The sequence below is a fragment of the Pontibacter chitinilyticus genome, assembly GCF_039748935.1.
Classification (GTDB): domain Bacteria; phylum Bacteroidota; class Bacteroidia; order Cytophagales; family Hymenobacteraceae; genus Pontibacter; species Pontibacter chitinilyticus.
In genome coordinates this window covers 173434-199602 of record NZ_JBDIZJ010000004.1, presented here as the reverse complement: position 1 = coordinate 199602, position 26169 = coordinate 173434, and the positions used below count along the sequence as shown (strand labels likewise).

General features: G+C 39.6%; 15 protein-coding genes. All 15 read left to right on the top strand.

Annotated features, from left to right (window positions below; translation table 11 throughout):
* The first annotated feature begins 2 nt into the window (after positions 1-2).
* The 15 genes from ABDW72_RS09000 (at position 3) to ABDW72_RS08930 (ending at position 26120) form a co-directional block, all read left to right on the top strand.
* Positions 3-2330, top strand: coding sequence for a GumC family protein (locus ABDW72_RS09000; protein WP_347158212.1), 2328 nt, complete (start codon positions 3-5; stop codon positions 2328-2330).
* A gap of 140 nt (positions 2331-2470) precedes the next feature.
* Complete coding sequence (locus ABDW72_RS08995) at positions 2471-3931, top strand: lipopolysaccharide biosynthesis protein (protein ID WP_347158211.1); 1461 nt, start codon at positions 2471-2473, stop codon at positions 3929-3931.
* A gap of 160 nt (positions 3932-4091) precedes the next feature.
* A complete protein-coding gene (locus ABDW72_RS08990) occupies positions 4092-5072 on the top strand; it encodes a glycosyltransferase family 2 protein (RefSeq protein WP_347158210.1) in 981 nt (326 codons plus the stop codon).
* Positions 5073-5325: 253 nt separating this feature from the next.
* Positions 5326-6219, top strand: a complete 894-nt coding sequence (locus tag ABDW72_RS08985) for a glycosyltransferase family 2 protein (protein ID WP_347158209.1) — start codon at positions 5326-5328, stop codon at positions 6217-6219.
* 6 nt (positions 6220-6225) lie between these two features.
* Positions 6226-7347 carry a glycosyltransferase family 4 protein gene (locus ABDW72_RS08980; RefSeq protein WP_347158208.1) on the top strand — a complete coding sequence of 374 codons (1122 nt, stop codon included), beginning with the start codon at positions 6226-6228 and terminating at the stop codon, positions 7345-7347.
* 365 nt (positions 7348-7712) lie between these two features.
* Positions 7713-8978, top strand: coding sequence for an O-antigen ligase family protein (locus ABDW72_RS08975; RefSeq protein ID WP_347158207.1), 1266 nt, complete (start codon positions 7713-7715; stop codon positions 8976-8978).
* A 12-nt stretch (positions 8979-8990) separates the two neighbouring features.
* Positions 8991-10097, top strand: a complete 1107-nt coding sequence (locus tag ABDW72_RS08970; RefSeq protein ID WP_347158206.1) for a glycosyltransferase family 4 protein — start codon at positions 8991-8993, stop codon at positions 10095-10097.
* Between the two features lie 1555 nt (positions 10098-11652).
* Entirely contained in the window at positions 11653-14202 is a 2550-nt protein-coding gene (locus tag ABDW72_RS08965; protein WP_347158205.1) for a T9SS type A sorting domain-containing protein, read from the top strand.
* Between the two features lie 1260 nt (positions 14203-15462).
* The gene (locus ABDW72_RS08960) at positions 15463-17112 is read left to right on the top strand and encodes a T9SS type A sorting domain-containing protein (RefSeq protein WP_347158204.1); all 1650 of its coding nucleotides are present in this window, start codon (positions 15463-15465) and stop codon (positions 17110-17112) included.
* Positions 17113-17913: 801 nt separating this feature from the next.
* Positions 17914-18102 (top strand): hypothetical protein, encoded by a 189-nt coding sequence (locus ABDW72_RS08955; RefSeq protein WP_347158203.1) that lies wholly within the window; start codon positions 17914-17916, stop codon positions 18100-18102.
* Between the two features lie 143 nt (positions 18103-18245).
* Positions 18246-20243: a T9SS type A sorting domain-containing protein gene (locus ABDW72_RS08950; RefSeq protein WP_347158202.1), complete on the top strand. Its 1998-nt coding sequence runs from the start codon at positions 18246-18248 to the stop codon at positions 20241-20243.
* Positions 20244-20617: 374 nt separating this feature from the next.
* Complete coding sequence (locus ABDW72_RS08945) at positions 20618-21535, top strand: hypothetical protein (RefSeq protein ID WP_347158201.1); 918 nt, start codon at positions 20618-20620, stop codon at positions 21533-21535.
* Between the two features lie 410 nt (positions 21536-21945).
* Positions 21946-23076, top strand: a complete 1131-nt coding sequence (gene wecB, locus ABDW72_RS08940) for a non-hydrolyzing UDP-N-acetylglucosamine 2-epimerase (RefSeq protein ID WP_347158200.1) — start codon at positions 21946-21948, stop codon at positions 23074-23076.
* Positions 23077-23362: 286 nt separating this feature from the next.
* Positions 23363-24562, top strand: coding sequence for a glycosyltransferase family 4 protein (locus ABDW72_RS08935; protein WP_347158199.1), 1200 nt, complete (start codon positions 23363-23365; stop codon positions 24560-24562).
* A gap of 670 nt (positions 24563-25232) precedes the next feature.
* The gene (locus tag ABDW72_RS08930) at positions 25233-26120 is read left to right on the top strand and encodes a sugar transferase (protein WP_347158198.1); all 888 of its coding nucleotides are present in this window, start codon (positions 25233-25235) and stop codon (positions 26118-26120) included.
* Positions 26121-26169: the final 49 nt, after the last annotated feature.

The window sequence follows — 26169 nt, the reverse complement described above, 5'->3', positions numbered from 1 at the left end:
CTATGAATAATAAAGACATGCTTCAGCTACAGCCAGAGCAAATAAATTTGAAAGGGATTCTACAGAAGTATCTGAGATATTGGTATTTGTTTGTGGCGTGTGTTGTGCTATGTGTAGGTATTGCTTACCTATACTTACGTTATACAACGCCTGAATATTTGATAAGCAGTACTTTGCTCATTAAAGACGATACAAGAGGCCCTGAATTAGCAGGTAACACGATTGATAATGACTTTGATATTTTCAGATCTTCTAAGAACATGAATAATGAAATAGAAGTACTGAGATCAAAAAGCCTGATGCAGCGTGTATTAACGGAGCTTTCTTTAAATACAAGCTATTTGATTGAGGGCGAGGTGAAATACTCAGAAATATATGGTAAAGATGTGCCTGTGAAAGTAATTATCGGGAACCTTACCAAGAAAGCTTATGAAAAAGAGCTAACACTGTATCTAAATGGTAAAAACAGCTTTAAGCTACAGGATGGAGAGGATATAAAAACTTACCAGTTCGGACAGGAGATAAACAAACCTTATGGTTCTTTTACTGTGGTAGAGGTGCCAGGTGTTGAAGATAAGTACAAGAAGATTACGCTCAATTTTAAAAACATTGAGAAGTTAGCGGACTCTTATAGAGGGCGTCTTTTGATTGCTCCTACAAATAAAGATGCCAGCGTTCTGTCCATCACATTAACTGACGCCCTCCCTCAAAGAGGCGTAGATGTTGTGAATAAGCTTATAGAAGATTATAACAAGGAGGCAATGGAGGATAAAAACTCTGTAGCTTCCAGTACCATTAAATTCGTTAACGGACGCCTGGAGTATTTAACAGCTGAATTGACAGATGTTGAAAAAAGTGTTGAACGTTACAAGCGTAAAAACGACGTGACGAATGTAACGTCAGAGGCGCAAATATACCTTCAGAAAGAGAGTGAATATAACAGACAGCTTGCTGAGTGGGGAATACAGTTAGATGTACTGAAATCAATTGAAGACTACCTGCGCAAAAACGGAGATCAATATGAGTTGGTGCCTAGTACGCTGAGTATCAATGATCCAACGCTTCAAGGGCTGATTTCACAGTTTAATACTTTACAATTGGAGCGTACCCGTATGCTCCGAACGCTACAGCCTAGCAACCCACTGGTGCTTAATACAAATGAGCAGCTTAAGAATTTAAAAGAAAACATTCTTGAGAACCTGCAAAATATTAAGAACAGCTTAGAAATTACGCGTAAAAACCTGCAAGCTAGTTCTTCTCAGTTCCAGTCTAAAATACAGCAGGTGCCTGTTATGGAGCGGGAGTTGCTGGAGATTAACCGCCAGCAAAGTATAAAAGAAGGGTTATACCTGTATCTGTTACAGAAGCGGGAAGAATCAGCGATGTCGCTGGTAGCTACGGTGGCTAACTCTCGTGTGATTGATTCTGCTGTAGCAGGTGATGATCCTGTAAAACCTAGAAAAGCATTGGTATACCTGCTCGCCCTGCTTCTAGGAATGGGAATGCCTTTTGCCTTTATCTTTATAAAGGATGCGCTAAATGATAAAGTACAGAATTTAGGAGATATTGAGAAAGCCACTAATACCCCTATTTTAGGTGAAATTGTGCATCGTAAAACACAAGATGCATTGGTTGTAACTTCGAATAGTCGCTCTCCTATAGCAGAACAATTCAGGCTTATACGTGCTAACCTGCAATTTGCTACCCTTGGGCAGGAAACCAAAGTAATTATGGTTTCATCTAGTATGGGGGGAGAAGGCAAAACCTTTTTTAGCTTAAATCTTGGTGCCAGTCTGGTTCAAGCCGGTAAGCGGGTAGTGATTCTGGATTTTGATTTTAGGAAACCAGCACTGTTTCAGCGTTTGGGATTACCTGATGAGAATGAAGGTATAACGAATTACCTTCTTTCAAATTCTGTTTCAGTACATGACATAATAATGCCATCTCAGGTGATTCCAGACCTGTTCTTAATAGGATCAGGCCCACTACCTGAAAACCCATCCGAATTGATGCTGCTACCTAAGGCAGGTAGGCTGCTAGATGAGTTGAAGCAAATATTTGATTATATCATCATTGATACATCGCCTGTAGGCCAAGTTGCTGACGCACTAGCACTAGCTCCTTATGCTGATGCCAATATCTATATTGTAAGGAACAATTATACTTACAAGTCTCAGTTAGATATCATTAATGATCTTTACAGTAAGAAAAAGCTTAGTCAGCCAATGATCGTTGTTAACGACGCTCAAAAAGAAGACGGCTATACTTATGGCTATGGTTACAATCAGGGAAATAGCAGCTGGAAAAGTAAAACGAAACAGGAAAGTTAAGGCTTTTCACTTCCCTGTTATTTCACTGCCCCAATTTTAAAAATACTTAAAGACGCACATAATGCAGGTTTGAGCACTGCATTATGTGTATCTCTTCACTCTACATGTTTGCTAATAACTTTTTGTATTATTTTTTATAAATGAAGACTCAAAAGCTTAAGGAGAAGGCCGTAAGTGGGATATTCTGGAATTTTGTTCAGCTAGGAGTAAATAAGTTTTTTGGCTTTGCTATCAAGCTGGTGCTTGCCAAATTGCTTTTTCCAGAACAGTTTGGATTGGTCGGAATGGCGGCGGTGTTTACAAGTTTTGTGCAGGTGTTCAACGATTTAGGGATTGGATCTGCGCTTGTACAGCGAAAAGAAGATAAATTAAGGGAAGCACATTACCATACCGCATTCTGGACAGGAGTAGTCTGGTCTGTTGCGATTTACCTGATTATAGCTTTTGCCGTTGCCCCATTGGCAGCTATTTTTTACCACCAACCTATGCTGCGCAGTATTATACCAGTGCTGAGCATCGGCGTCCTTTCCAGCCCCGTTAATTTAGTACACAGGGCTCAGCTTACAAAGCGGATGGACTTTAAAAAGCTGGCGTTTATCAGCAATGCTTCCACGGCTTTTTCAGGTGTATTAGCGCTGGGGTTAGCTTATATGGGTGCTGGCGTTTGGGCGTTGGTTTTTAACTCAGTAGCTACGTTTCTGGTAGCGATGCCTTTATTCTTCAGAGCAACGCATTGGACGCCCAAACTAATTTGGGAGAAGCAAGCTTTCAAAGATGTGTTTGGGTTTGGTGTATATAGCACCGGAACCAACTTTGTGAATACACTTGTCGCCAACATTGACTATTTATTAATTGGTAAACTGTTAAGTGCTACAGCGCTTGGGGTCTATACTTTGGCTTTTGTGCTTACAGATACATTTAGAGATCAGCTGACCACGCTTATCAACAAGGTAATGTTTCCGATTTATGGGCAGAAGCAGGATGATCTTGTCTCTTTGAAAAAATACTATTTGCAGGTGGTGAGATACAATAGTATGGTTATTTACCCTATTATGGTGTTTTTGATCGTGCTTGGCAGACCGCTCATACTACATGTATATGGTGCAAAATGGGGTGCCTCTGTCATGCCTTTGAAACTACTGGCAGCTTCAGTTATGATTCACTTGTTAGCTAACAGCCACTTAACATTAATCAGGGGGCTAGGGCATGCTAAACTCGGTATGAATATGCAGTTTTTAAAAGCTTCTATATACGTCCCGACTATTTCTTTGGGAATTTACCAGTTTGGTATTGTAGGAGCAGCCTGGGCCTATGTGTTTAATAAGGTTATAGAAGTTATAATAGCTCAATATTATCTGAAGAGGTTTATAGATGTGCGGTTTATAGATTTATTCACTAGTATGAAAGCTCCTCTGTCAGCAACTTTGGTGTCCTTGCTGGTATCCTTACTCCTCTACGATATGGGAGTACACTATATCCTTTGTGCCCTAGCCTTGGGGTTAAGTTATGCCGTTGTAATATGGATTTTTATGAAATCAGAAATCCTTGTTCAACTGAAGCATTTTAAAATTATTAAAGAAAAAGAAGTATCCGTTTCTTGATCAAAGACTACAGCTCTAAAAGCTATACTTACTTTTAGAGTACGATATAACTTCCAGACCTAATTAATCTAAATTGAACAGCAGACTTTTAGCCTTTTTTCTAATAAGATCAGAAGCGCTTAAGGGTTTAAGGTGAAAAAATAATCAAATTATAATATCAATGCCGAGGTTAGTATCAGTTATAATTCCGTGTTTTAATGGCGAACACTTTGTAGGAAGAGCCATCAATAGTGCCTTGTCTCAATCTTACAAAGACATTGAATTGTTGCTAGTAGATAATAATTCAACCGACAATACCTTTGCTGTCCTAAAAGAATTTGAAAAGAGCCATCCGGATAAAATCACGGTGTATTCAGAAAAGAAAAAAGGTGCTTGTGCTGCTCGAAATCTTGGGCTATCGATGGCAAAAGGAGACTGGATTCAGTTTCTGGATGCAGATGATGAACTACTGCCCTTAAAAATAGAGCAGCAAATGGCCGTTGTAGAAAGTAAAAACCCGGATATAGTTATTGGCGATTATACTATATTTCACTCAGTAACTCAGAAACGTTACGCCGACAGAATAGCAGAAGATGACCCTTGGCTTGGCCTTATAAACTCTAAGCTTGGCAGAACCAGTGCAAATATTTGGAGAAAGGAAAGCTTGCTTAAAGTGAATGGGTGGAATGAGGAACTAAGTTCATCGCAGGAGTATGACCTAATGTTTAGAGTGTTTAAGTTGAATGCGAAAGTTGAAATTACGCATCAAATCCAAACATCTATATTTGCACAGCCAGATTCGATTACCAAAACTGATAACCTAGAAAAACGGCTTAAAATCTATCTAAACAGATATAATTTACGCCGAGATATCTATGAGTTCCTACGTGAGCATAATCAACTCACTCCTGTGTACAAGAAGAATATTTTAGTCTATTTATACTACTACCTGCTTCTGATTAGTGAATTAGACATGCCTTTTTTTAAAGCGCATGTTAAAAGGTATGATTTCAACGAAATCAACGCTCTTACTAAATTTGATATGTTGATAAAGTTCATTCGACATAGCTCAAAAAGGAAGTATGGGCTTTCGAACATTTTTCTAAAATTGACAGAATGGCAAGTGTTCGTGTTTAAAAACATTCATTTACTCCGGTATTAATGCCAGTCATAGCTGCTACAATTGTTACTTAATTTAGAGTAAGCAGAAATGAATTGAAGTGTTAAATGCTTCAGCTTTATTGTCTTATTACGAACATGCACTTACTAAGAAGCTATCCAATAACTACCAGGATGAATTTCAGACAGATAATGTCTGACTCTGCTTTTGAATTTGCCTTTAAAAAATAACAGAGCAAAACTAAAGTTTTGTAATTAAGTAACACCACTTATCCTGCTTTTATCAAACACCCTGTATGATTTCTAACAGATTTATCTCAATAATAATACCTACTTACCACGATTGGGACAGATTATCACTTTGTATTGATGCACTAGCTAAACAAGAATATCCAAAGGAACTGTTTGAAGTGATTATTGTGAACAATGATCCCAATGACCCGGTACCGCAGGAATATAGCTTGCCAGAAAATTTTAAGATTGTTCATGAAAGTGCTCCAGGATCATACGCTGCAAGAAATAGAGCGATAAGTATAGCAAGAGGTGAGATTTATGGATTTACAGATTCAGATTGTATACCATATCCTACCTGGATTAAAAATGCAGTTCAGATATTTGATACCAAGAGCATTGACCGAATAGCAGGCCATATAGAATTGTTCTACCAGGATGATGCAGATAGATCTTGGGTAGAATTATATGAAAGTGTTTACAGCTTTAATCAAAAAAGAGCAGTGAATGTGCTTAAGGGTGCTGTAACAGCTAACCTATTTGTTAAGAAGGAGTTATTTGAAAAAGTAGGTGTTTTCGATTGTGAGAAAAAGTCAGGAGAGGATATCGGGTGGAACAGAAGGGCGAACGAGTATGGCTATAGCTTGATGTATGCTGAAAATGTAATAATAAGGCATCCGGCAAGAAGTACTTTTAAAGCTTTTAAGAAAAAGAAGCTTAGAGTTTTTGGAGGAATTAAAAAGTTTAGAACAGATTGGCTGAGTATTATAAAGAATTTTCTTTACCTGCCTTTCCTTTTTTATATGACTGTTATCTACAATACCTTCCTGCTCTTTAAGAATGAGAAGAGGCTTACCTTTATAGAAAAATTAAAAGTTACAGGTGTAAATACTTACTTGTTTTTTATTTACGCAGTTGAGTTCTTCCGATTGATGTTTGGAGGAGAAAGAGTTAGATAGAAGCTTATGAGAATCTTGAAAATTGTTAATGGCAATGATAAAGGAGGCGTTTTTACCTGTGAAAAGCAGTTTATAGAAGAACTAAGACAAAGAGGAGCGGTAGTAGATGTTATAATTTTAGGCGAAGGAAATAGTGCTGATGAGTATCAGAAAATAAGCAGCAGTTCTTTTAAGTTACCTGCACTGGAAGCTTCATATGGCGGTCCGATTTTCAGTATACTATCTTCTATCCTTGTTACGTATCGCTATGGTGTGAAATACAGCCGTGTGATTGAGAATCAGATTAGTGCTAGTACCAAGTATAATGCTATAATTTACAGAAGGCCATTATTTATGCACTTTGCTGGTCAGCTGGCAAAGAGATTAAAAACAAAAGTCTTATGGCACCTGCCAAATGTTGCCAGAACAACCTTTTCTAAAAACTATTACAATGCTTTCTGTAAAAGGTATGGCATTGTTCAGGTTGCAAACAGCTTTTTTACCAAATCAAGTTTGGGAAGGCAGTGTAAGTATGTGGTGTACCCAGGTTTTGATAACAAGCGTGTAGAGAAGAGTGCACCTGTCTTTCGGGATAACTTGGATCTGGGCAGCGATACACCCGTGTATGGCTTAGCTGCAAGGATGCATGAAGATAAAGCACAGGATCTTGTTGTCGAAGCGTTTGTGAATTCAGACGTCAGTAGGAATGGTGGGCACCTGCTAATTGCAGGAGAGCCATTAGACTCTGACTTTGCTTTGAAGGTACAGGAAAAAGCGGGCTCTTTATTTAATAAGCAAGTCCATTTTTTAGGTAATATCACTAGCATGCCCGAGTTCTATTCAAGTGTTGATGTTGTTATCAATGGGCGTAGAAATGTAGAGCCTTTCGGTATAACAATAGCTGAGGCTATGGGAGCAGGAAAACCAGTAATTGCGTATAAGTTGGGTGGCCCTTCTGAAATGATTGTAGATGGTGCCAATGGCTGGTTGGTAGACAAAGCTACTGCCTTAAGCTATCAACAAGCATTCAACTTATCTATTTCAAAGAAGAATACCTGGCCTGAAATGGGGCGCATTGCAAAAGAGAACTCGTATAAGTTTACAGTTGAAAAGAATGTTGACACGCTGTTAGAGATTATTAATACCTGAACAGTAAAGAGCTGAAAAAAAATGCTAACTCAAGCGCAATATAGAGTTAGCATGTAGTCTTTCTGCTGAATAAATCAACTTCTTTCCACTACTGTTTATACTTTATAACATAGCAGAAACATGTTTTAATATAATCGAATTTGTGTTGGATAGCTTCTTCTGTTTACCAGCAAGATTTCCTTTAAATTATGTTTTTATAGCTTAAACAGGTTAACGGAATATTTCTAAAGACTCACTTAATTTGCCATCAGAATAACGCAATCTAAAGACTAGCTGTTCTTTTCTACTTTTCAGTAACCAGATATATAATTCTTCTAACAGTTGTTCTGATAAAGTAGATAGGTGACTTCCTAAATTTATTTGTTATGATAAATAGAACTAATCGATTAAATGCTTTATACATCTTAGTTCTGCTGGTAGGCTATATTATTATGAGCTTTTTGCCCGATATTATGGGAGGAGCAAATAGTAGGCTTTTCACAGTTCCTTTTAGAGGAGTCGTGCTCCTTTGGTCATTATACATTCTTTTTAGAGGTACAATGTGGAAAGGGCATCAGACATTTCCTGCCCTCCAGTGGGTATTCTTTTTTACTTTCTGGGCACTTTACGTGTTCAGAATGGTTTATGATCTCTATTATGTCGGCATTAAGGCTACTGTTTTTCCAAATACTTCAGACTATTTGCTAAATGCTGTAGGCGTATGTATCATCCCTGCCGCTGCAATAAGATATGCAGATAACGTTGATTATGCATGGGTGTTAAAGTGGTTTTTTAGATTACTCATGCTTGCGTTACTTACTTCGCTCTTCCTGAATCTCTCAAACCCGCTCAACGAAGAAGTAACACACAATGGACAGTACAATGGTAGTTCAGCCATGAATACAATCTCTTATGGCCATTATGGAGTTACCTTTGCTTTGCTATCGATGTTCTTGTTCACCAGGAGCGAGGGATTATATAAAAAGCTATTTTATATTGCTTGCTTTTTCTTCGGCATATTCATTATGTATTTAGCAGGAAGTAGAAGTCCCTTAGTTGCTTTATTATTTTGCTTGTTGTTTTTTCAGATCAATAATACAGGTATTGTTAAAGGGTTATTGTTTATTATGCTCCTAACAGTACCGCTTATCATATTTAGCGACCAGATTATTGAGCTCCTGTCAGGCTTCGGAGGAAGCTTTATCAACAGGGTTCTATCTACGATCAACAATGGTAACTCATCAGGCAGAGATCTTTTATATGCGGAAGCAATCAAAGAAATTTTAGATTCACCTATAATAGGAACTTCTTTTCTACTGCAAGAGGGAGTAGGTGCCGGCTTTTACCCTCATAATATGATCTTAGAATCATTTATGGCAACAGGTTTTATTGGCGGTTTAATTTTAATCAGATGGATACTACAAGGTTTGTTTACTTCCTATCGGCTGATTTCTTCATCTAATCCGAATGCTTGGGTAAGTGTTTTGTTTCTGCAGTACCTAATCTATGCTATGTTCTCACAAGCTATTTATAATAACGCTTCCTTCTGGTACTACTCTATTTTAATATTGAGTGTAACTTACACAACAGCTAAACAAAATATAACAGAGCTTTACAGATCGCGGGCTGTAGTTCATCAACAACTAGCTTAACTATTGCAAAATATGAATCAAAAAAAAGCTTTACATATTAACAGCTACTTTTTAACCAACCGAATTCATTACAACTTTTTCAAGGGAGTTACTGCATATAGACCTGATAACTTTTTAATTCCAGTCTATAAACATTTCAAAGAAGATCATATTGAAGGAATGGATATAGATTATGTATTCTCTGGAATAGATAAAAAAATCTTTTTTACCAAAATATTCAAGGTCTTAGGCCTTTTTTATAAAAAGAAGCTAGATAGAGATGTTGATTATATACATGCCCATACATTAATAAGCGATGGAATTCCAGCTTATATTCTGAGCCGCTTGCTCAAGAAAAAGTATGTCGTAACCATCCGAAGCACTGATGTTGATTTCTTTATAGCAGGTAGTTCTGTTTTCCGGATAATAGCTAAAAGAATACTTGCTGATGCAAGTATGGTTTTCTTAGTATCACCACCACATCAAAAGCGCATAGATGCTTTATACCCAGGTTTGGTAAGTAATAAGCTTTTTTTTCTGCCTAATGGGATCGATAAATTTTGGTTGGAAAATATCTACGATAGAAGTTCTCAGCAAAAGACATTTGAGACGGTAAACATCCTTTTTGTAGGGCAGATTATTACGCGAAAAAAGCTTGATGTCTTAATTGAGTTTATTAGTAAATACAATGATAAACGATATAACCTGACCATAGTAGGAAAGAATACTTTAGAATTAGATTTCGCTGAAATTTCTAAACATATCAAGGAAGGGAATTCTATCAATTACTTGGGGGAAATAAGAGATCCGAACAGACTTTTACAAGTATACAGAGAGAATGATATTTTCGTGCTCCTTTCTTATTCAGAAACATTCGGCGTCGTTTATATAGAAGCCCTATCACAAGGATTGCCTATTGTTTATACTCGGAATGATGGTGTGGATGGCTATTTTGAAGAAGGGGAAGTAGGTTATTCTTGTGATTATAATTCATTAGATGAGTTAAAGCAAAGAATAGATGCTATTTTACCTCAGTACAATAAGATGAGTATGAACGCGACAGAAAGAGCAAAAAACTTTGACTGGCAGCAACTTATTGAAAAGTACATCACAAACGTTAATTCCACATTGAGTAAATAACCTTCCTAAATAGAATATCAGAGTCTTCAACATACTCCAACGGCCAGAGATTTAATTGGCCGTTAGGAACTACCCACAGCCTCCTTCTGTAGTGAAGCTCTCCTGCAAATCATCGGCGCTGTTAAAGCACCCGGGCTTTCTACGATGCGGGTGCTATTGTGAACAACTCTAGCTGGCACGACAGATTAATTATCTACGCAGGATAAATTAACTTTCCTTATCCTTTTCAGCAGGCACCGCACTTCTCACTTCTATTGTCTGATTAGGCTTTGTAAGCCACGCTCCCCGCTTGTTCACCTACTAGTAATTACTACTCTGCTATTTTGATGAAAGCAGGTTTGTGAGCAGGCATTAGGATGTCTTTTATAAATATCAGCGGCGATTCTGCCATCTTTTCTTTTGTCTTCTTCTAAAAGTGTAAGTCATGCTTGCCTGTCTTCAGGCTTGATGTATAAACTGCTCATGCAATTTTAATAACGCATTCATTAGCCCAGTTCTTTTGCTACCAAAAGAAACTGTTAGCATGTGGTATACATCAAAGGTAATCCTGCGAAGAGGTGGTAGAAGCCACTAACCTTCTTCAGTTAAATTCCTGAAAAGGCAACAATTCGCATACATACTATTTATGGCTTTCATAATCTACATCCACATTCAGGCATCACTTTCAACAGAGATTAACTTTTAACTCCAAAAGCCAAGCTTATAGTATGGTTGCTATAATATTGCAGTAACAGTTATATTTTAAAGTATAACTAAATTTATAAATGTATATAAACTTAAAACTTTACTTTTTGTGATCTTATTAAGGTGGTGGTAAAGTTTTAAAGGTTTATAGCTTACGTGTATAGTTGCACTTAAAATGTGGTGTTTTTGGAGCTTATGAAATGCTGAGGTTAGTTTTTAGAAGAGTAAAAAGATTTTTCGTCTGATTTCTATGTTGCGTTATGTTATAGTTTTATTTATAAGTTGCTTAAAATCAGTGTATAATATTTGATTTTTGATTTATTTTGATATTTTTATTATTATGGATGCGTTTTCATACTTCATTTATTACGAAGCAGTGCATTGTTGCAAATATTGGACTACGTTTTAATTTTTAATAAGTTATATGAAATTTTAAATAATAGTTAAACTAAGTATTGTAGATATGGTTTTTTTATTTAGTTTTGGCTCAAGTAAAATATAAACGTTTTAAAACTATAACAATTATGAGAAATCAACTTTTAGCCGATGCTTGTTTCTCCCTTGTTAGTGCAAATGAACCGATGCTCTTAAAAAGCTGCAGTTGCAGTAGTTATGAGACCAGGTTAATCACGTTTGGGAAATTAGAGAGCCGGGATAGACAGTTCCGCAACAATCAGTTAGGCGCAAGGATGCTTGCTGATAGTAGTACAAGACAGGTTTTAATCAGTTAGACGGAAGCCGTAGAGGTATGAGGTTTAACAAAACGCCGATTGGTAAGGATAGTCCTGCCTGGTATACTATGTCTAAAATTGGAATGCAGCTGGTTTCAAGCGCTTCCAGGTTCAATCAACAAGCATCATCATCAAGAATAATGAAAAGAAATCTACTTCTCCTATTTGCTTTATTGCTTTTATCACTACAGTCCTTCGCCCAGGTGGCCGGCTCGTCTTTTGAAATGTATGTGATGAGTTACCGCTTTGGTCCGCGTTCACTGGACTACTTCCAAAGCATGAACATCGAAGTTACGAATTATTTTAGTCATAGCTCCATTGAGCAGACGCTGAACGTCAACAAAGTAGATGAGACCAAAGTACGACAGGCACTAGCAAAACTGTTTCCCTACAGCACCAGCGGAGGCAAGCTGATCTTAAACTGGGAGCGTGATGGAGTTTTCAAAGCCTTGCGAGATTATCCCAACACTGACAGCCGCTACAAGTATGCCGAAGGCGAATGGCGCAGGCTCATCAGCATTGTACGTGATATGCGTCCGAACGTGAAGATCGGCATCTACGGCATCACCTTCAAAGGCTGGAAGCAGAGCACAGTAGGGTACTACAACCCACAAGGCAAGTATGATGCACTGCTTTCACTGGTGGACTTTTTGGCTCCTTCTGTTTACATCCAGTTTGCAGATGAGGAGGTGGGCCATGAGCGTAACCTGCAGTATATCCGCGACAACATGGATGCGGCGCTTGATTATGGCAAAAGACTAAACAAGCCTGTGTACCCTTTCCTGTGGGGCAGAATCCATGACACCAACCCGACTTATGGATATGAACTGATCCAGATCGATGTGTTTGCTCAGTATGTAAAACTCCTTTCTACTTACTCCTACAATGGCTACAAGGCCAAGGGTTTCTACTGGTGGGAGTCAGGTGACAAGACAGCTAACCTGAGCCAGGTAAATGGCATCAACAACTGGGCAAAGGGCATGGTGACCAACTATGACACCTATGATGCCCTGATGGTGAAGTATGCAGCGGCAGTGGTAAAAACTCTTGCTGAAACAACTACTACTGAGCCTGCTCCAGCACCAGAACCTGCTCCAGAACCAGCACCAGCACCAGCTCCAGAGCCTACACCTACTCCTGAACCTACCCCTGAGCCTACTCCTGCTCCAGCACCCGCACCAACGCCTGAAGCTTACAGCTTTACATTGGTAAATGCCGACACCGACACCGACATTCAGACGCTCGCCAGCGGTGCCACCATTAACCTTGCCACTTTGCCTACCAAAAACCTTAACATCCGCTACAATGCCGCTTCAGGTATGCGAAGTGTGGCCCTGTCGCTGAGTGGTGCAAAGACCAAGAACGTGGTAGAATCGGGAGCCCCTTATGCAATGTTTGGAGATCAAAGTGGTGACTACTACGCCTGGGTTCCTGCGCTAGGCAGTTACACGCTTAAAGCAACGCCATACGCAGGTTTAAAAGCCACAGGAACTGCCGGAACTTCTACTACTATTACCTTCTCTGTGGTAAATGCAGCACCAGCGCCTGCTCCGGCACCAGCGCCTGCTCCGGCACCAGCGCCTGCTCCGGCACCAGCGCCTGCTCCGGCACCAGCACCTGCTCCGTCACCAGCACCTGCTCCTGAAATAACGAGCTACACATTATTTGATGCGAGCACAGGTAAAGAGCTTCAGACACTTACAAATGGGACAGTCCTGAATCTTGCTGCCCTTCCTACAACTTATTTGAATGTTCGTGCTAATACAAATACAGCTGTAGGTAGCGTCGTATTAGCGCTGAATGGTGCACAAAGTAAAAACGCTGTAGAGTCTATTGCTCCTTATGATTTGATGGGTGATAATGGTAGCTGGAGTCCAGTTGTAGGTAGCTATACGCTCAAGTCAACACCATACTCAGCTTCAAAAGCTACTGGTACAGCAGGATCTTCGCTTACTATTTCTTTTACAGTAGTAAAAGAAACACCAATGCCAGAATCTTTGCCGGCACCTGAGTCTACTAGTTTCACATTGGTAAATGCCGACACCGACACCGACATTCAGACGCTCGCCAGCGGTGCCACCATTAACCTTGCCACTTTGCCTACCAAAAACCTTAACATCCGCTACAATGCCGCTTCAGGTATGCGAAGTGTGGCCCTGTCGCTGAGTGGTGCAAAGACCAAGAACGTGGTAGAATCGGGAGCCCCTTATGCAATGTTTGGAGATCAAAGTGGTGACTACTACGCCTGGGTTCCTGCGCTAGGCAGTTACACGCTTAAAGCAACGCCATACGCAGGTTTAAAAGCCACAGGAACTGCCGGAACTTCTACTACTATTACCTTCTCTGTGGTGAATAACACTAGTGCAACTATAGCGGCGACTTCGATTACCAGTAAGGCAACTGCGGTTGGTGCAACAGAGCAAACTAGCCTTTCAGCTGATGTACTTACTGTCTATCCAGTTCCTGCTACAACCGAGCTTAACGTTGAACTAGGACACGAAGCTGATAAAACTGATGTAAGCATTATGCTACAGAACCTTAGCGGACAGGTAATGCTAACAAAGAAAATGAGCGCGGTAGCTGCTGAGCGTAAAGCGAAGTTAGATGTAAAAGGAATGAAGCCTGGAATATATCTGCTGTCCGTAAGCTCCTCTACCTGGCACACAACTAAACGTGTTGTTATCAAATAATCTGATAATACTCTTTTTCTACAAGTATACTTTTAGTATTCAAAACAAAGGAGCCAGGCTGTACAGCCTGGCTCCTTTGTTTTGAATAAACTTTTATGCAATCCTTATAAAGTAAACATGTTGTCCTCTTATTGCTTTTTTAGAAAATCCGCATGCCGCTTCTTTGCTGAGATTCTTGTTGCTATAATTCAAATGCAATTTTAGATCATACAGCCTTCGTAAGCTTTGCAAAGCTTACGAAGGCTGTATTTGCAACTGTATTACTTATAGCAGGGTAAAATCTGCAATTTTGCTCCATTCCACAGTAATTTACGCGGGCTTTGCTCTCAAACTTTGGAGTGCTGGGTTAGCTAATATAAGCTTATCTGGCTCCTGTAGAGTCGTTTAATTTAAGGGGTAGGCGTTCAACGTTACGATGAGTTTTCGCTCGTATTAATTGCATATTAGCCCTGCTGAGAGTGATATAGCGCATCTATTTAGAAGCCATAACGTGTTACGTAGCACATAAGTGCTTTATTTTAAGGCATATAATTTGTTTTAATGTTGATCTGTCTAGTAAAATACTACTATAAGTATAGTAGTAACAGAAGACAAAGCCCTGTGTGTGTAAGAATTCTACAATATGAGGAATTCTTACACACACAGGGCTTTGTCTTCTACACAGCTCTAAAGGAGGATAGTTTATAAACTGCTAGTTTTTAGATCATTACATTTTGAATTGTTTTTGGCACAATTATAATAGTGCACTTCCACAATTCAACTAGAAAGGGTTTAACATTAAGTTATACGCCACTTCTTAAAGGAAGTTTCAGATTTGAGTGAAAAAAAATTCAATAAGATTTTGAATCTGACCAAGAAGAACAAACTATATGAATATTCAAATTTTGTCAAAAAACGCATAAAACAACCAACTAAATACTTAATAGAACAATAACAAATACAATAACAAATTATGAGAAATCAACTTTTAGCCGATGCTTGTTTCTCCCTTGTTAGTGCAAATGAGCTACTTTGCTCAGGTACCTACTGCATCACCAGCCACAGGTGTTTAAGAATGCAGCCAGAGATACACGGGAACTTAGAAATGCAAAATGATAAAGCCTGGAAAGCGGGCTCAATCAACATACCAGTAAGTTTATGAGTGTTGTCGCAATACCTGCCGGTAAGACAAATCTTATTAAGCAGGAAAAGACTCAGGTTCAACAACAACTGGTTTTAAGCGCTTCCAGGTTCAATCAACAAGCATCATCATCAAGAATAATGAAAAGAAATCTATTTCTCCTATTTGCTTTATTGCTTTTATCACTACAGTCCTTCGCCCAGGTGGCCGGCTCGTCTTTTGAAATGTACGTGATTAAATATCGTTTTGGTCCGCGTTCACTGGACTACTTCCAAAGCAAGAACATCGAAGTTACGAATTATTTAAGTCATAGCTCTATTGAGCAGACGCTGAACGTCAATAAAGTAGATGAGACCAAAGTACGACAGGCGCTAGCAAAGCTGTTTCCCTACAGCACCAGCGGAGGCAAACTGATCTTAAACTGGGAGCGGCCTGGTGTTTTCAAAGCCTTGCGAGATTATCCCAACACTGACAGCCGCTACAAGTATGCTGAAGGCGAATGGCGCAGGCTCATCAGCATTGTACGCGACATGCGTCCGAACGTGAAGATCGGCATCTATGGCATCACCTTCAAAGGCTGGAAGGATAGCACAGTAGGGTACTACAACCCACAAGGCAAGTATGATGCACTGCTTTCACTGGTGGACTTTTTGGCTCCTTCTGTTTACATCCAGTTTGCAGATGAGGAGGTGGGCCATGAGCGTAACCTGCAGTATATCCGCGACAACATGGATGCGGCACTTGACTGCGGTAGAAGACTAAACAAGCCTGTGTACCCTTTTCTGTGGAGCAGAATCCATGATACGAATCAAACCTATGGATATGAACTGATCCAGACCGATGTGTTTGCTCAATACGTAAAGCTCCTTTCTACTTACTCCTACAATGGCTACAAGGCCAAAGGTTTCTACTGGTGGGAGTCAGGTGACAAGACAGCTAACCTGAGCCAGGTAAATGGCATCAACAACTGGGCGAAAGGTATGGTGACCAACTATGACACCTATGATGCCCTGATGGTGAAGTATGCAGCGGCAGTGGTAAAAACTCTTTCCGGATCAACCACTACTACTGAGCCAGAACCAGCACCCGCGCCTACACCAACAACGGATGGCAATAGTTTTACGCTGGTAAATGCAGATACAGATACTGATATTAAAACACTTACCAGCGGTGCTACAATCAACTTAGCCGCGTTGCCAACTAAGCACCTGAATATTCGTTACAACTCGGGCTCTTCTGCAGGAAGTATTGTCTTTAGATTGAGCGGTGCGCAAAGTAAAAGCAGAACTGAATCAGGAGCACCTTATGCTTTAGCTGGTGACTCAAACGGAGATTATTACAGCTGGACACCTGCTGTAGGTAGCTACACACTCAAAGCTACTCCTTATTCCTTAAAAGGCGGCAGTGGTACCGCAGGTACAACGCTTTCTGTTAACTTCACAGTAGTAAGTAACACAAGCAGCAGTATTGGGGTAACATCAATTGCCAGCAACGCAACGGCCATTAGCTCAACAAGCGAAAGCAGCCTTTCAACTGATGTGCTCACTGTTTATCCCGTTCCAGCAACGATCGTGCTTTATGTAGATTTAGGACAGGAAACAGGCGAAGGCGATGTCACTCTTGAACTGAAAGACTTTAATGGTAAAACGGTGTTGACGCAAAAGCAAAACACAACAACTAGCGGACGTAAAGCTGAGATAGATATAAGCGGGGTACAGGAAGGAGTATATATCCTTGTTGTAACGTCTTCAACCGGCCGCGCAACTAAACGCGTTGTTATAGACAGATAGTAGATAGCAACACCTGTGAGAACTTATTTTTTCCTAATAGTTAGAACAAAAAAGGCCGGCGATTTCGCCGGCCTTTTTTGTTCTAACTATTAAAAGCTCCTGATACTTCTGCTTGGCTCCTGTTTTTAAAAGCATTGAATCTGCTTCTTTCTAATATGTTTCAAATTCAAAATATGCAGCATTAAGATAATTAGTCAGAGTTTAAATATTTGTAGATTACTAATTCGGGCTTGTATTACTTTAAATAAAAGTAAACAAGGCAAGAACTTTTAGCATTGGTTTACAAGCCAAACAATAGGTTCCGGAGCTCTAAAGCAAAATACAAAATATAGTTTTTAAAATTGGTGCAATTCTTGGGAAGCAGATTTATGCTATAAGATTATGATCTAGCTGGAGAAGTATTAAAGAACGCAAAAGGTGAATTGTGTATCAATTTCCACAAATTGTAGAGATTGATACACAATTCGCCTTTTGCCTCTACAGGCGCTTTAAAACGAACATGCTTTTAAATGTCTATACTTAAACAAGTTATAGCAGAGCAGGTTCTTGGCATGGTTATGTCAATATGCTTTAAAGTAACTAGAGGTAATAAGCACTCATAGTTAGTGTATTACTTTCTTCTTATGTATTTATACCCTGAACCAGAACTAAATGTTTCATTTTTTCTGTCTAATTAATTTGAATAAAATCAGTTCAGGGTAAAATCATAACATAAGATAGATTATCTCTAGAACTACCATTGCGCAATGAAGAAAATGTTTAAAGACGAATCAATAAATACCTAGTAAAACTATAACAATTATGAGAAAGCAACTTTTAGCCGATGCTTGTTTCTCCCTTGTTAGTGCAAATGAGCCGATGCTCATGAAAAGCAGCAGCGAATCTTGCCTGTGGCTTGGCTTACTTGGGAGTAGTAGATTTCAGGATAGAAGAGCCAATGATGACGGCTTAAGCAACAAACGCATTACTGGTAGAGCTTACAAGCCATAACTGTTCTTTGCCAGTAGCTCATAGCTAAGATTATAGCTCATTAGCTAAGCTACTTCCACCTAACAGAGAGCTTTATAAAAAACAGCAGTTGGTAGTTTTGTGCTGTTGCATATCAAATCATTAAGCATCAATTATTGTCAAGAATGAAAAAAAATTTATTTATCTTATTTGCATTATTACTTCTATCAATTCAATCCTTCGCTCAGGTATCCGGCTCATCATTTGAGATGTATGTGATGAACTACCGCTTTGGGCCCCGCTCACTGGACTATTTTCAAAGTAAAAACATTGAAGTAACTAACTTCTTAGCTGAAAATGCGATAGCCCAGGATTGGAATAATGAAAAAGTAGATGCTGCTAAGGTGCGACGGACCCTACGGGATTTGTTCCCTAGTACAAATAGTGGCGGCAAAATAGTAGTTGATTGGGAGAGAAAAGGTGTATTTAAGGCTTTACGAGATTATCCGGCCACAGATAGTCGCTATAAAAATGCTGAAGCAGAGTGGCGAAAACTCATCGGTATAATTAGGGATACACGGCCAAACGTAAAAATAGGTATCTATGGCATTCCTTTTAAAGCATGGAAAAAGAGTACTGTTGGCTATTATAACCCAAAAGGTAAGTATGATAAGCTACTCTCTCTTGTAGACTTTCTGGCGCCTACTTTATACATACAGTTTGCGGATGAAGAAGTAGGACATGCCCGAAACATTGAATACATGCAGAATATTCTGGATTCAGCGCTTGATTATGGCAAAAGGCTTCACAAGCCGGTTTATCCCTTCCTGTGGGGCAGAATCCATGACACAAATCCTATTTATGGGTATGAATTGATTCAGATTAATGTGTTCGCACAATATGTGAAGTTTATTTCTACTCATACTTATAATGGCTACAAAGCTAAAGGGTTTTATTGGTGGGAAGCAATTGACAAAGGTAAGAACCTGAGTAAGGTACGAGGCTTAAGAAATTGGGCCAGAGGCATGGTCAATAACTATGATTCCTATGATGCGCTGATGGTAAAGTATGCTGCAGCTGTAGTAAAAACACTTGCTGATAAAGCCGATACTCAGAACACTGAGGATGCTAAGTCAAGTGATACGAAAGCAGCAAGCTACACCTTGTTTGATGCCAAGACCGGAAAAGATATTCAAACCTTATCAAACGGTGCGACCTTAGATCTTGCGAACTTACCAACCAAGAACTTAAACATTCGATACAACACCAGTTCTAAGATTGGCAGCGTTAAGTTCTCGTTAAATGGCGAGCAAAATAAGGACGTAACAGAATCCTTTGCTCCTTACGAGATCATGGGAGATAAGGGTAGCTGGACCCCTACCACTGGCAATTATACGCTGCGTGCTACTCCTTACTCCAGCGATCAAGGCAAAGGCAAAGCTGGTTCTTCGCTTACCGTAAAATTTAAGGTGGTGAATACTGGAGTAGTAGCTGAGTCGAAACAACAGGGTAATACATTCACACTGGTAAATGCTGTTACTAACAAAGACATTCAAACGCTTCCAAACGGGGCTACTATTAACCTGGCCGCTCTGCCGACAAAAAACCTGAATATTCGTTTTAATCCAAGTTCAAGTGTCGGGAGTGTAGTGCTTGCCATGAGTGGTAGGCAGAGTATGAAAGTAACTGAATCAGGGGCACCTTATACTTTCGAAGATGAAAATGGCAACTATAAGAATTGGTCGTTTGCTACCGGTAATTACACAGTTAAAGCTACCCCATATTCAGAGAACGGAGGGCGTGGCAGAGCATCTTCCTCTACCACAATTAAATTCACTGTAGTAAATAATCCTAATAGTAGTATTGGTGTAACTTCTCTCGCCAGCAATGCAGTAGCAAGCAGTGCCACAAGCGAGAATAGCCTTTCCTCAGATGAGCTCACCGTCTATCCTGTACCAGCAATCACTGTTCTTCATGTAGAACTGGGAAAGGAAACAGCAGAAGGGGCAGCCACTGTTGAGCTAAAGAATTTTGATGGTAAGGCCGTGTTAACTAAAAAAGTAAATACAACTACTGATGGGCGTAAAGTAGAGTTTGACTTAAGCGGCATAAAGAAAGGAATGTATGTCCTTTCTGTTACTTCCTCAGCTGGGCGCACGACTAAACGTGTAGTGGTTGAGTAAGCGCTGCTGAAATTTTAATCAAACATAACCTACCATTAGCAGTATACAGGAGCAAAAAGCGCAGATAGTTATATCTGCGCTTTTTGCTCCTGTATACTTTGTTTTTAATAGCGTTAGTAATTCAAAGAATTGACAATGCGTTAAGATTATGTATACCTATTTTAATTAAATCTTTTATAGCATGTTATTTGGTGATTAAGTTTCAAAGGCTAACAACTGAGTACAGGATAGCTTATGCCGCTACAGTTGTTTCAAAAATTATACTTCTGCCTTACCTGGTAAACCTATTTGAAAGTGTTCTGAAGTATAGTTCTGTGCAGCCTTATCAACTTTTAACCACCTAGTGTTCGCTTTAGGTATGTTTTTATTTTAAAATGAAAAGAAATTTGTATCTCCTGTTTATCGGGTTGCTTTTATCCGCACAGGCTATTGGTCAGGGGACTGACTCTCCATTTAAAATATATGTCATAAGGTATCGCTTTGGACCTAAATCGCTGGCCTATTTTGACAAAAAAGACATTGAAGTAACCAACTTTTTAGCTGAAAATGCCATTAGCCAGGATAACAACCCTTACAAAGTAGATGTTGCTAAGGTACAAAAAGCTGTTACCAGAATGTTTCCCAATAAAGACAGCGGTGGTAAATTGTTGATCGACTGGGAAAAAAGAGGGGTATTTAAAGCCTTGCGGGACTATCCTGTAACTGACAGCAAGTACAAAATTGCTGAAGCAGAGTGGCAAAAACTCATTGGGCTTATCAGAAAAATGCGGCCACGGGTGGAAATAGGCATTTACGGCATTCCTTTTAGAGCATGGCCTAGCTGGACTGTTGAAAAGTATAACCCAGATAAAAAATACGATAGCTTTCTCTCCTTAGTAGATTTTCTGGCACCGTCATTATACCTGGCTTTTGCAGATGAAGAAGTAGGGCGTGAGCGGAACTTGCAGTACATTCGTGATAATTTAGACGTTGCACTGGACTATGGAAAACGGCTTCAAAAACCAGTTTACCCTTTCTTTTGGCATCGAATCCATGACTACAATAAAACGTATGGCTATGAATTAATGCAGATTGATGTTTTTGCACAATATATTAAGTTCATTTCCTCATACTCATATAAGGGGTATAAGGCAAGCGGCGTCTACTGGTGGGAAGCTATAAACAAGAAACATAATTTAAGTAAAGTTAATGGAGTAGGGGGCTGGGCAAAAGGCTCGGTAAGCGACTTTGATTCTTATGATGCTTTGATGGTGCAATATGCTGCTGCAGTGGTAAAGGAGCTGAAACAATAAGCGAACTTACCTGCTTTATCTGAAAACAATTCTGAAGTAACACAAGCATTTATATTATAGAAAAGCGGATCATAAGATGATATGATCAAGAACACCAATATGTTTGTATTAACATCTAACTAGCTGTTCTAAAGCAAAGCAGGCCTATACATCCAAAGTTATTTAGATGTAATCCTGTTCAGATGAGGTGGTATAATGCTCTTGGAGTCAGATCATCTCACTAGTACCTTAAATTTTTTAGTATGTATTGCTATATTCAAGAATAACTAAATTAGTGTGCTTACGTTGAAACGTGCATTGTAATTTCTTATGTGATAAGAGCCTATTGTTTATCCCTTTGTTCTGATATTTACCTGGCTCTTAAAGTATAAAACATATAAAAACCGCGAATAGAAAAGAGAAATATGATAATGCGTGAAAATCCCTCTGGAGTCCAGAAACAAATAATAATTGATATAGTGGCCGGAGCTCGACCTAACTTTATGAAAGTAGCTCCTATCATTGAAGCAATCAAAAAAGCGAAAAACGCAGGAAGTAACATTTGTTACAGACTTATACATACGGGGCAGCATTATGATAAAAAGATGTCAGGAGACTTCTTTGAGCAGCTGGGAATACCTGAACCAGATGTGAACTTAGAAGCTGGTGGAGGCTCACAAGCTGAACAAACAGCTGCTATTATGGTGCGATTTGAAAAAGAATTGCAGGAACATCGACCTAATTTGGTTCTAGTGGTGGGAGACGTTACCTCTACGATGGCTTGCGCTATCACTGCACAGAAGCTGCATATTCCTGTTGCTCATGTTGAGGCTGGTATTCGTTCTGGAGACTGGACAATGCCAGAGGAAATAAACAGATTAGTGACTGATAGTATCACTAACTTTTTCTTTACAACATCAGAAAACGCGAACCAAAATTTACGGAGTTCTGGTATAGGCGAAGATCGCATTTTTTTTGTGGGAAATACCATGATTGATACGCTTCTAAAGCAAATGCCAAACTTTGTACCACCTGCATTCTGGCGTGAGCTAAACCTCCAAAAGAAAAAGTACCTGGTAATGACGTTGCACCGGCCATCTAATGTTGATGATCCAGCGCAATTGAGGAGTTTACTTGATGTTTTAGAAAACAGTACGCAGGAATTACCCATTATTTTTCCTGTGCATCCACGCACACGGGCTAACCTGGAGCGATTTGGAATAGAGCTTAACCACGTAAAAATGGTTGATCCTATGGGGTATCTACAATTCAACTACTTGGTGCAGCATTCTATGGGAGTGATTACTGATTCAGGTGGCATAACGGAAGAAACAACGGTAATGGGCGTTCCTTGTATGACTTTACGTACTTCTACTGAAAGACCGGAAACCTGCACAATTGGTACAAACGAGCTCTTGGGTACATCACCTGAAGCTCTCAAAAATGCATTACAAGTATTATTATCAGGAGCTTGGAAAAAAGGTAATATTCCAGCCCTTTGGGATGGGAACGCTGCCAAACGTATTGTCAACAGTTTGTTAGAGCTAAATTTAGCAGGCTAAGACAAAGTTCATGTTAGGATAGCTTATACTATAAGTATAGCAGCAAGCCACATTCATAACCGGATGTTAATTTATTAGCCTGCCTTCTAAAAAGTAAAACTAGAGCTATAAAGTAAAGTTTCAGCTTATTAGCAGAGTTTATTAACATGCCAGTAGCAATACAGGTATTAAGTAAATTTATGGAAGAACAAATGGCTTATACATGCTAACCTAATGAACGTAATTGCGTAACAATCTTAGTCTTATATTAAAACATCTATATAAATAGGTTCATTAAGTCTTTCAAATGAAAATCGTTTACTTCTATCAATATTTTGCTACCCCGAAGGGCTCCTGGGGCACCCGTGTGTATGAGTTTGCCCGGGAATGGGTAAAGCAGGGGCATGAGGTAACTGTGGTGACCAGTATATACAGTAAATCAGATCTGACCGCAAAAAAGTTTATAGAGGACCAGTACTTCGAGGGCATTCACGTAAAGGTGCTTAACATTCTCATTGATAACAAGCAGTCGTTTTACAAGCGGATCTGGACGTTTATACAGTACAGCTTAATGTCGTCGTATTATGCGCTAACGTTAAAAGCGGATGTTGTCATTGCATCTTCAGGGCCCATAACGGTGGGGATACCAGGACTTGTGGCCCGCTACCTACGAGGGCGTAAACTGGTGTTTGAAACACGGGACCTGTGGCCGGAAGGAGCGATTGAACTCGGAATTATCAACAATAAATTAGTAAAGAAATTAAGCTATTGGTTCGAAAAACAGTGTTACAAAGCGTCATCATACATCGTGACCTTGTCGCCAGGTATGACAAAGGACATTAAACGACGCTTTCACATCAGTAAAGTAGATGATGTAACGAATGCGGCGAATATACCACTTTTCTCTACACCAGCGCCTTTCCCAAATAGTGTGGTAGAGCCTTATAATTATGCGATATATACCGGTAATATAGGCATGGTAAATAATTCTTACTGGCTGTTCGAGGCGGCAAAGTCTCTTCAGAAAATGGGTAGGGCCGACATCGCCATACTATTAATAGGAGAGGGACAGCAGCGGGAAGAACTGGAGGAAAAGGCAAAACGCGAAGGTGTAACTAACTTTATCAGGCTCGACTTGATGCCTAAAGATAAGTTGGTGGGGTATATTCAAAAAGCATTGGTGTCATTAGTACCATTAAAAGGTACTCCGGTGCTGGATACATCATCGCCAAACAAGTTCTTCGAATCTCTTGCTGCTGGTGTGCCTGTTATTCAGAATACGCAGGGCTGGATGAAAGACTTTTTAAATGAGCACCAGGTAGGGCTTACGCTTAACCCAAATGATCCGGATGAATTAGCAAAAGCATTGATTTGGATGAAAGACCACCGGGATGAGATGCAGCATATGGGTACGAACGCGCATAAGGTAGCTAAGCGCTTTTTTGATAAAGATTATCTTGCAGATAAAATGCTGAAGATCTTGCAGGAGGTGCATGCATCAAAGTAATATTTAAAGGAACACCTGGCAGAGGTATTCCACTGGCGTAGCTGTTCGGGCCTTAAGACTAAGACCCCCATACTGGCACTTGTAAAAGCAGACTACCTTTATCTTATTTTGTTGCTCCAGGGAACGAGCGGTACATAATAAACCCTGTGACAGTAAACTTTAAGTGCAGAAAAAGAGGCCAGGCTGAGCAGGTTTAAAGCAGGGCGAAGTATAACTAACCCTAGGCCACTTTTTTGTAGTAGCTGCTTTGCTTGAAAGAGCTGCTGCCCAAAGTAAAAAATAACAGTTTATGCCTTTAATAAGTATAGTTATTGGAGAGGCTTCAATGTACTGCTTGCTCTCTTTTTGGGTAAAATAAAATGCTGATTTGGTTCTCCAGCTTTCTTAAAAATACGTTTTACTAAACAAATTTATGAGTTTGCCATTACCAGCAAATTGTTAAAGAATTTATAATATCGATTAGTGATACCTATATAAGCTTCAGGCGTATATACTGTTACTCAAAACGATTTTGTAGAATATGTGTAATTTAGAATAAATAAAATATAATATTATGGGTATGCAAATATCTTTACCTACTACTAAAGCCCTTACTAACCGCTTAGCTCTTAAGGTGTTCAAAGAATATAATATAAAGCTTAAAAAGTGTCTTATCGTGCATCCTGGTGACATGGCTTCAGAGCTTGTGAAGGAACCAGGCCTGTCCGACTTTTACTCTGTGGATTTTTGGGACAGCGCAAGCCAGAAAGATTTAGCCGATACACTTGTAGCCAATAAATACGATATCGTTCTGCTTGATCCCAGTTCTACAAAGTCCTTGGATAAAGTGCAGCTCAAGCATATTAATAACTTAAGGGTTAACCAGATTTCTGTGTATAACCTGGCTTCTTTTCACGAGAACTTTACAAAACGCATCCCGCTGGCCCATTTTAAATCATGGCTTATCAACAGCGATATGTTCTTTGTCAATTCCCGCTCGATGTTTATGTTCCAGAAGCGGATGATTGACCTGCTCGTGAGTATGATGCTGGCTCCGTTTGCCTTACTAATGGTGTTGTTAGGTGTTATTCTTATCAAGTCTACATCCAGAGGCCCTGCTTTCTTTGTGCAGAAAAGAGTAGGTATGAAAGGCCGCACATTTAAAATATACAAGCTGCGTACAATGTATGACAGGCCAGAAAAAACAAACGACGGGCACACGGTTAAAAACGACGCCCGTATTACACCCATAGGCCACATATTACGAAAAACCAAAATAGACGAGTTGCCGCAGCTTCTTAACATTTTGAGCGGCGATATGAGCCTCATTGGCCCACGACCAGAGAAAGAAGATATTGTGGCTACCTTGATTGATGATGCGCCATACTATAACCTGCGACATTCTATACGGCCGGGCGTAACAGGCTGGGCACAGGTAAACTACCCTACAGCTACCCCAGAGCAGAACCTGCTGAAGCTGGAATATGATCTTTTTTATGTAAAGAACGCCTCGCTGGCGCTGGACTTTAAAATTATTCTGCAAACTATCCGCGTAGTACTCACGCTTGATAGTTTATAGATCGAAAACAAAATACTTGCCTAAACAGCAGGTAACAGGTTTAAGACAT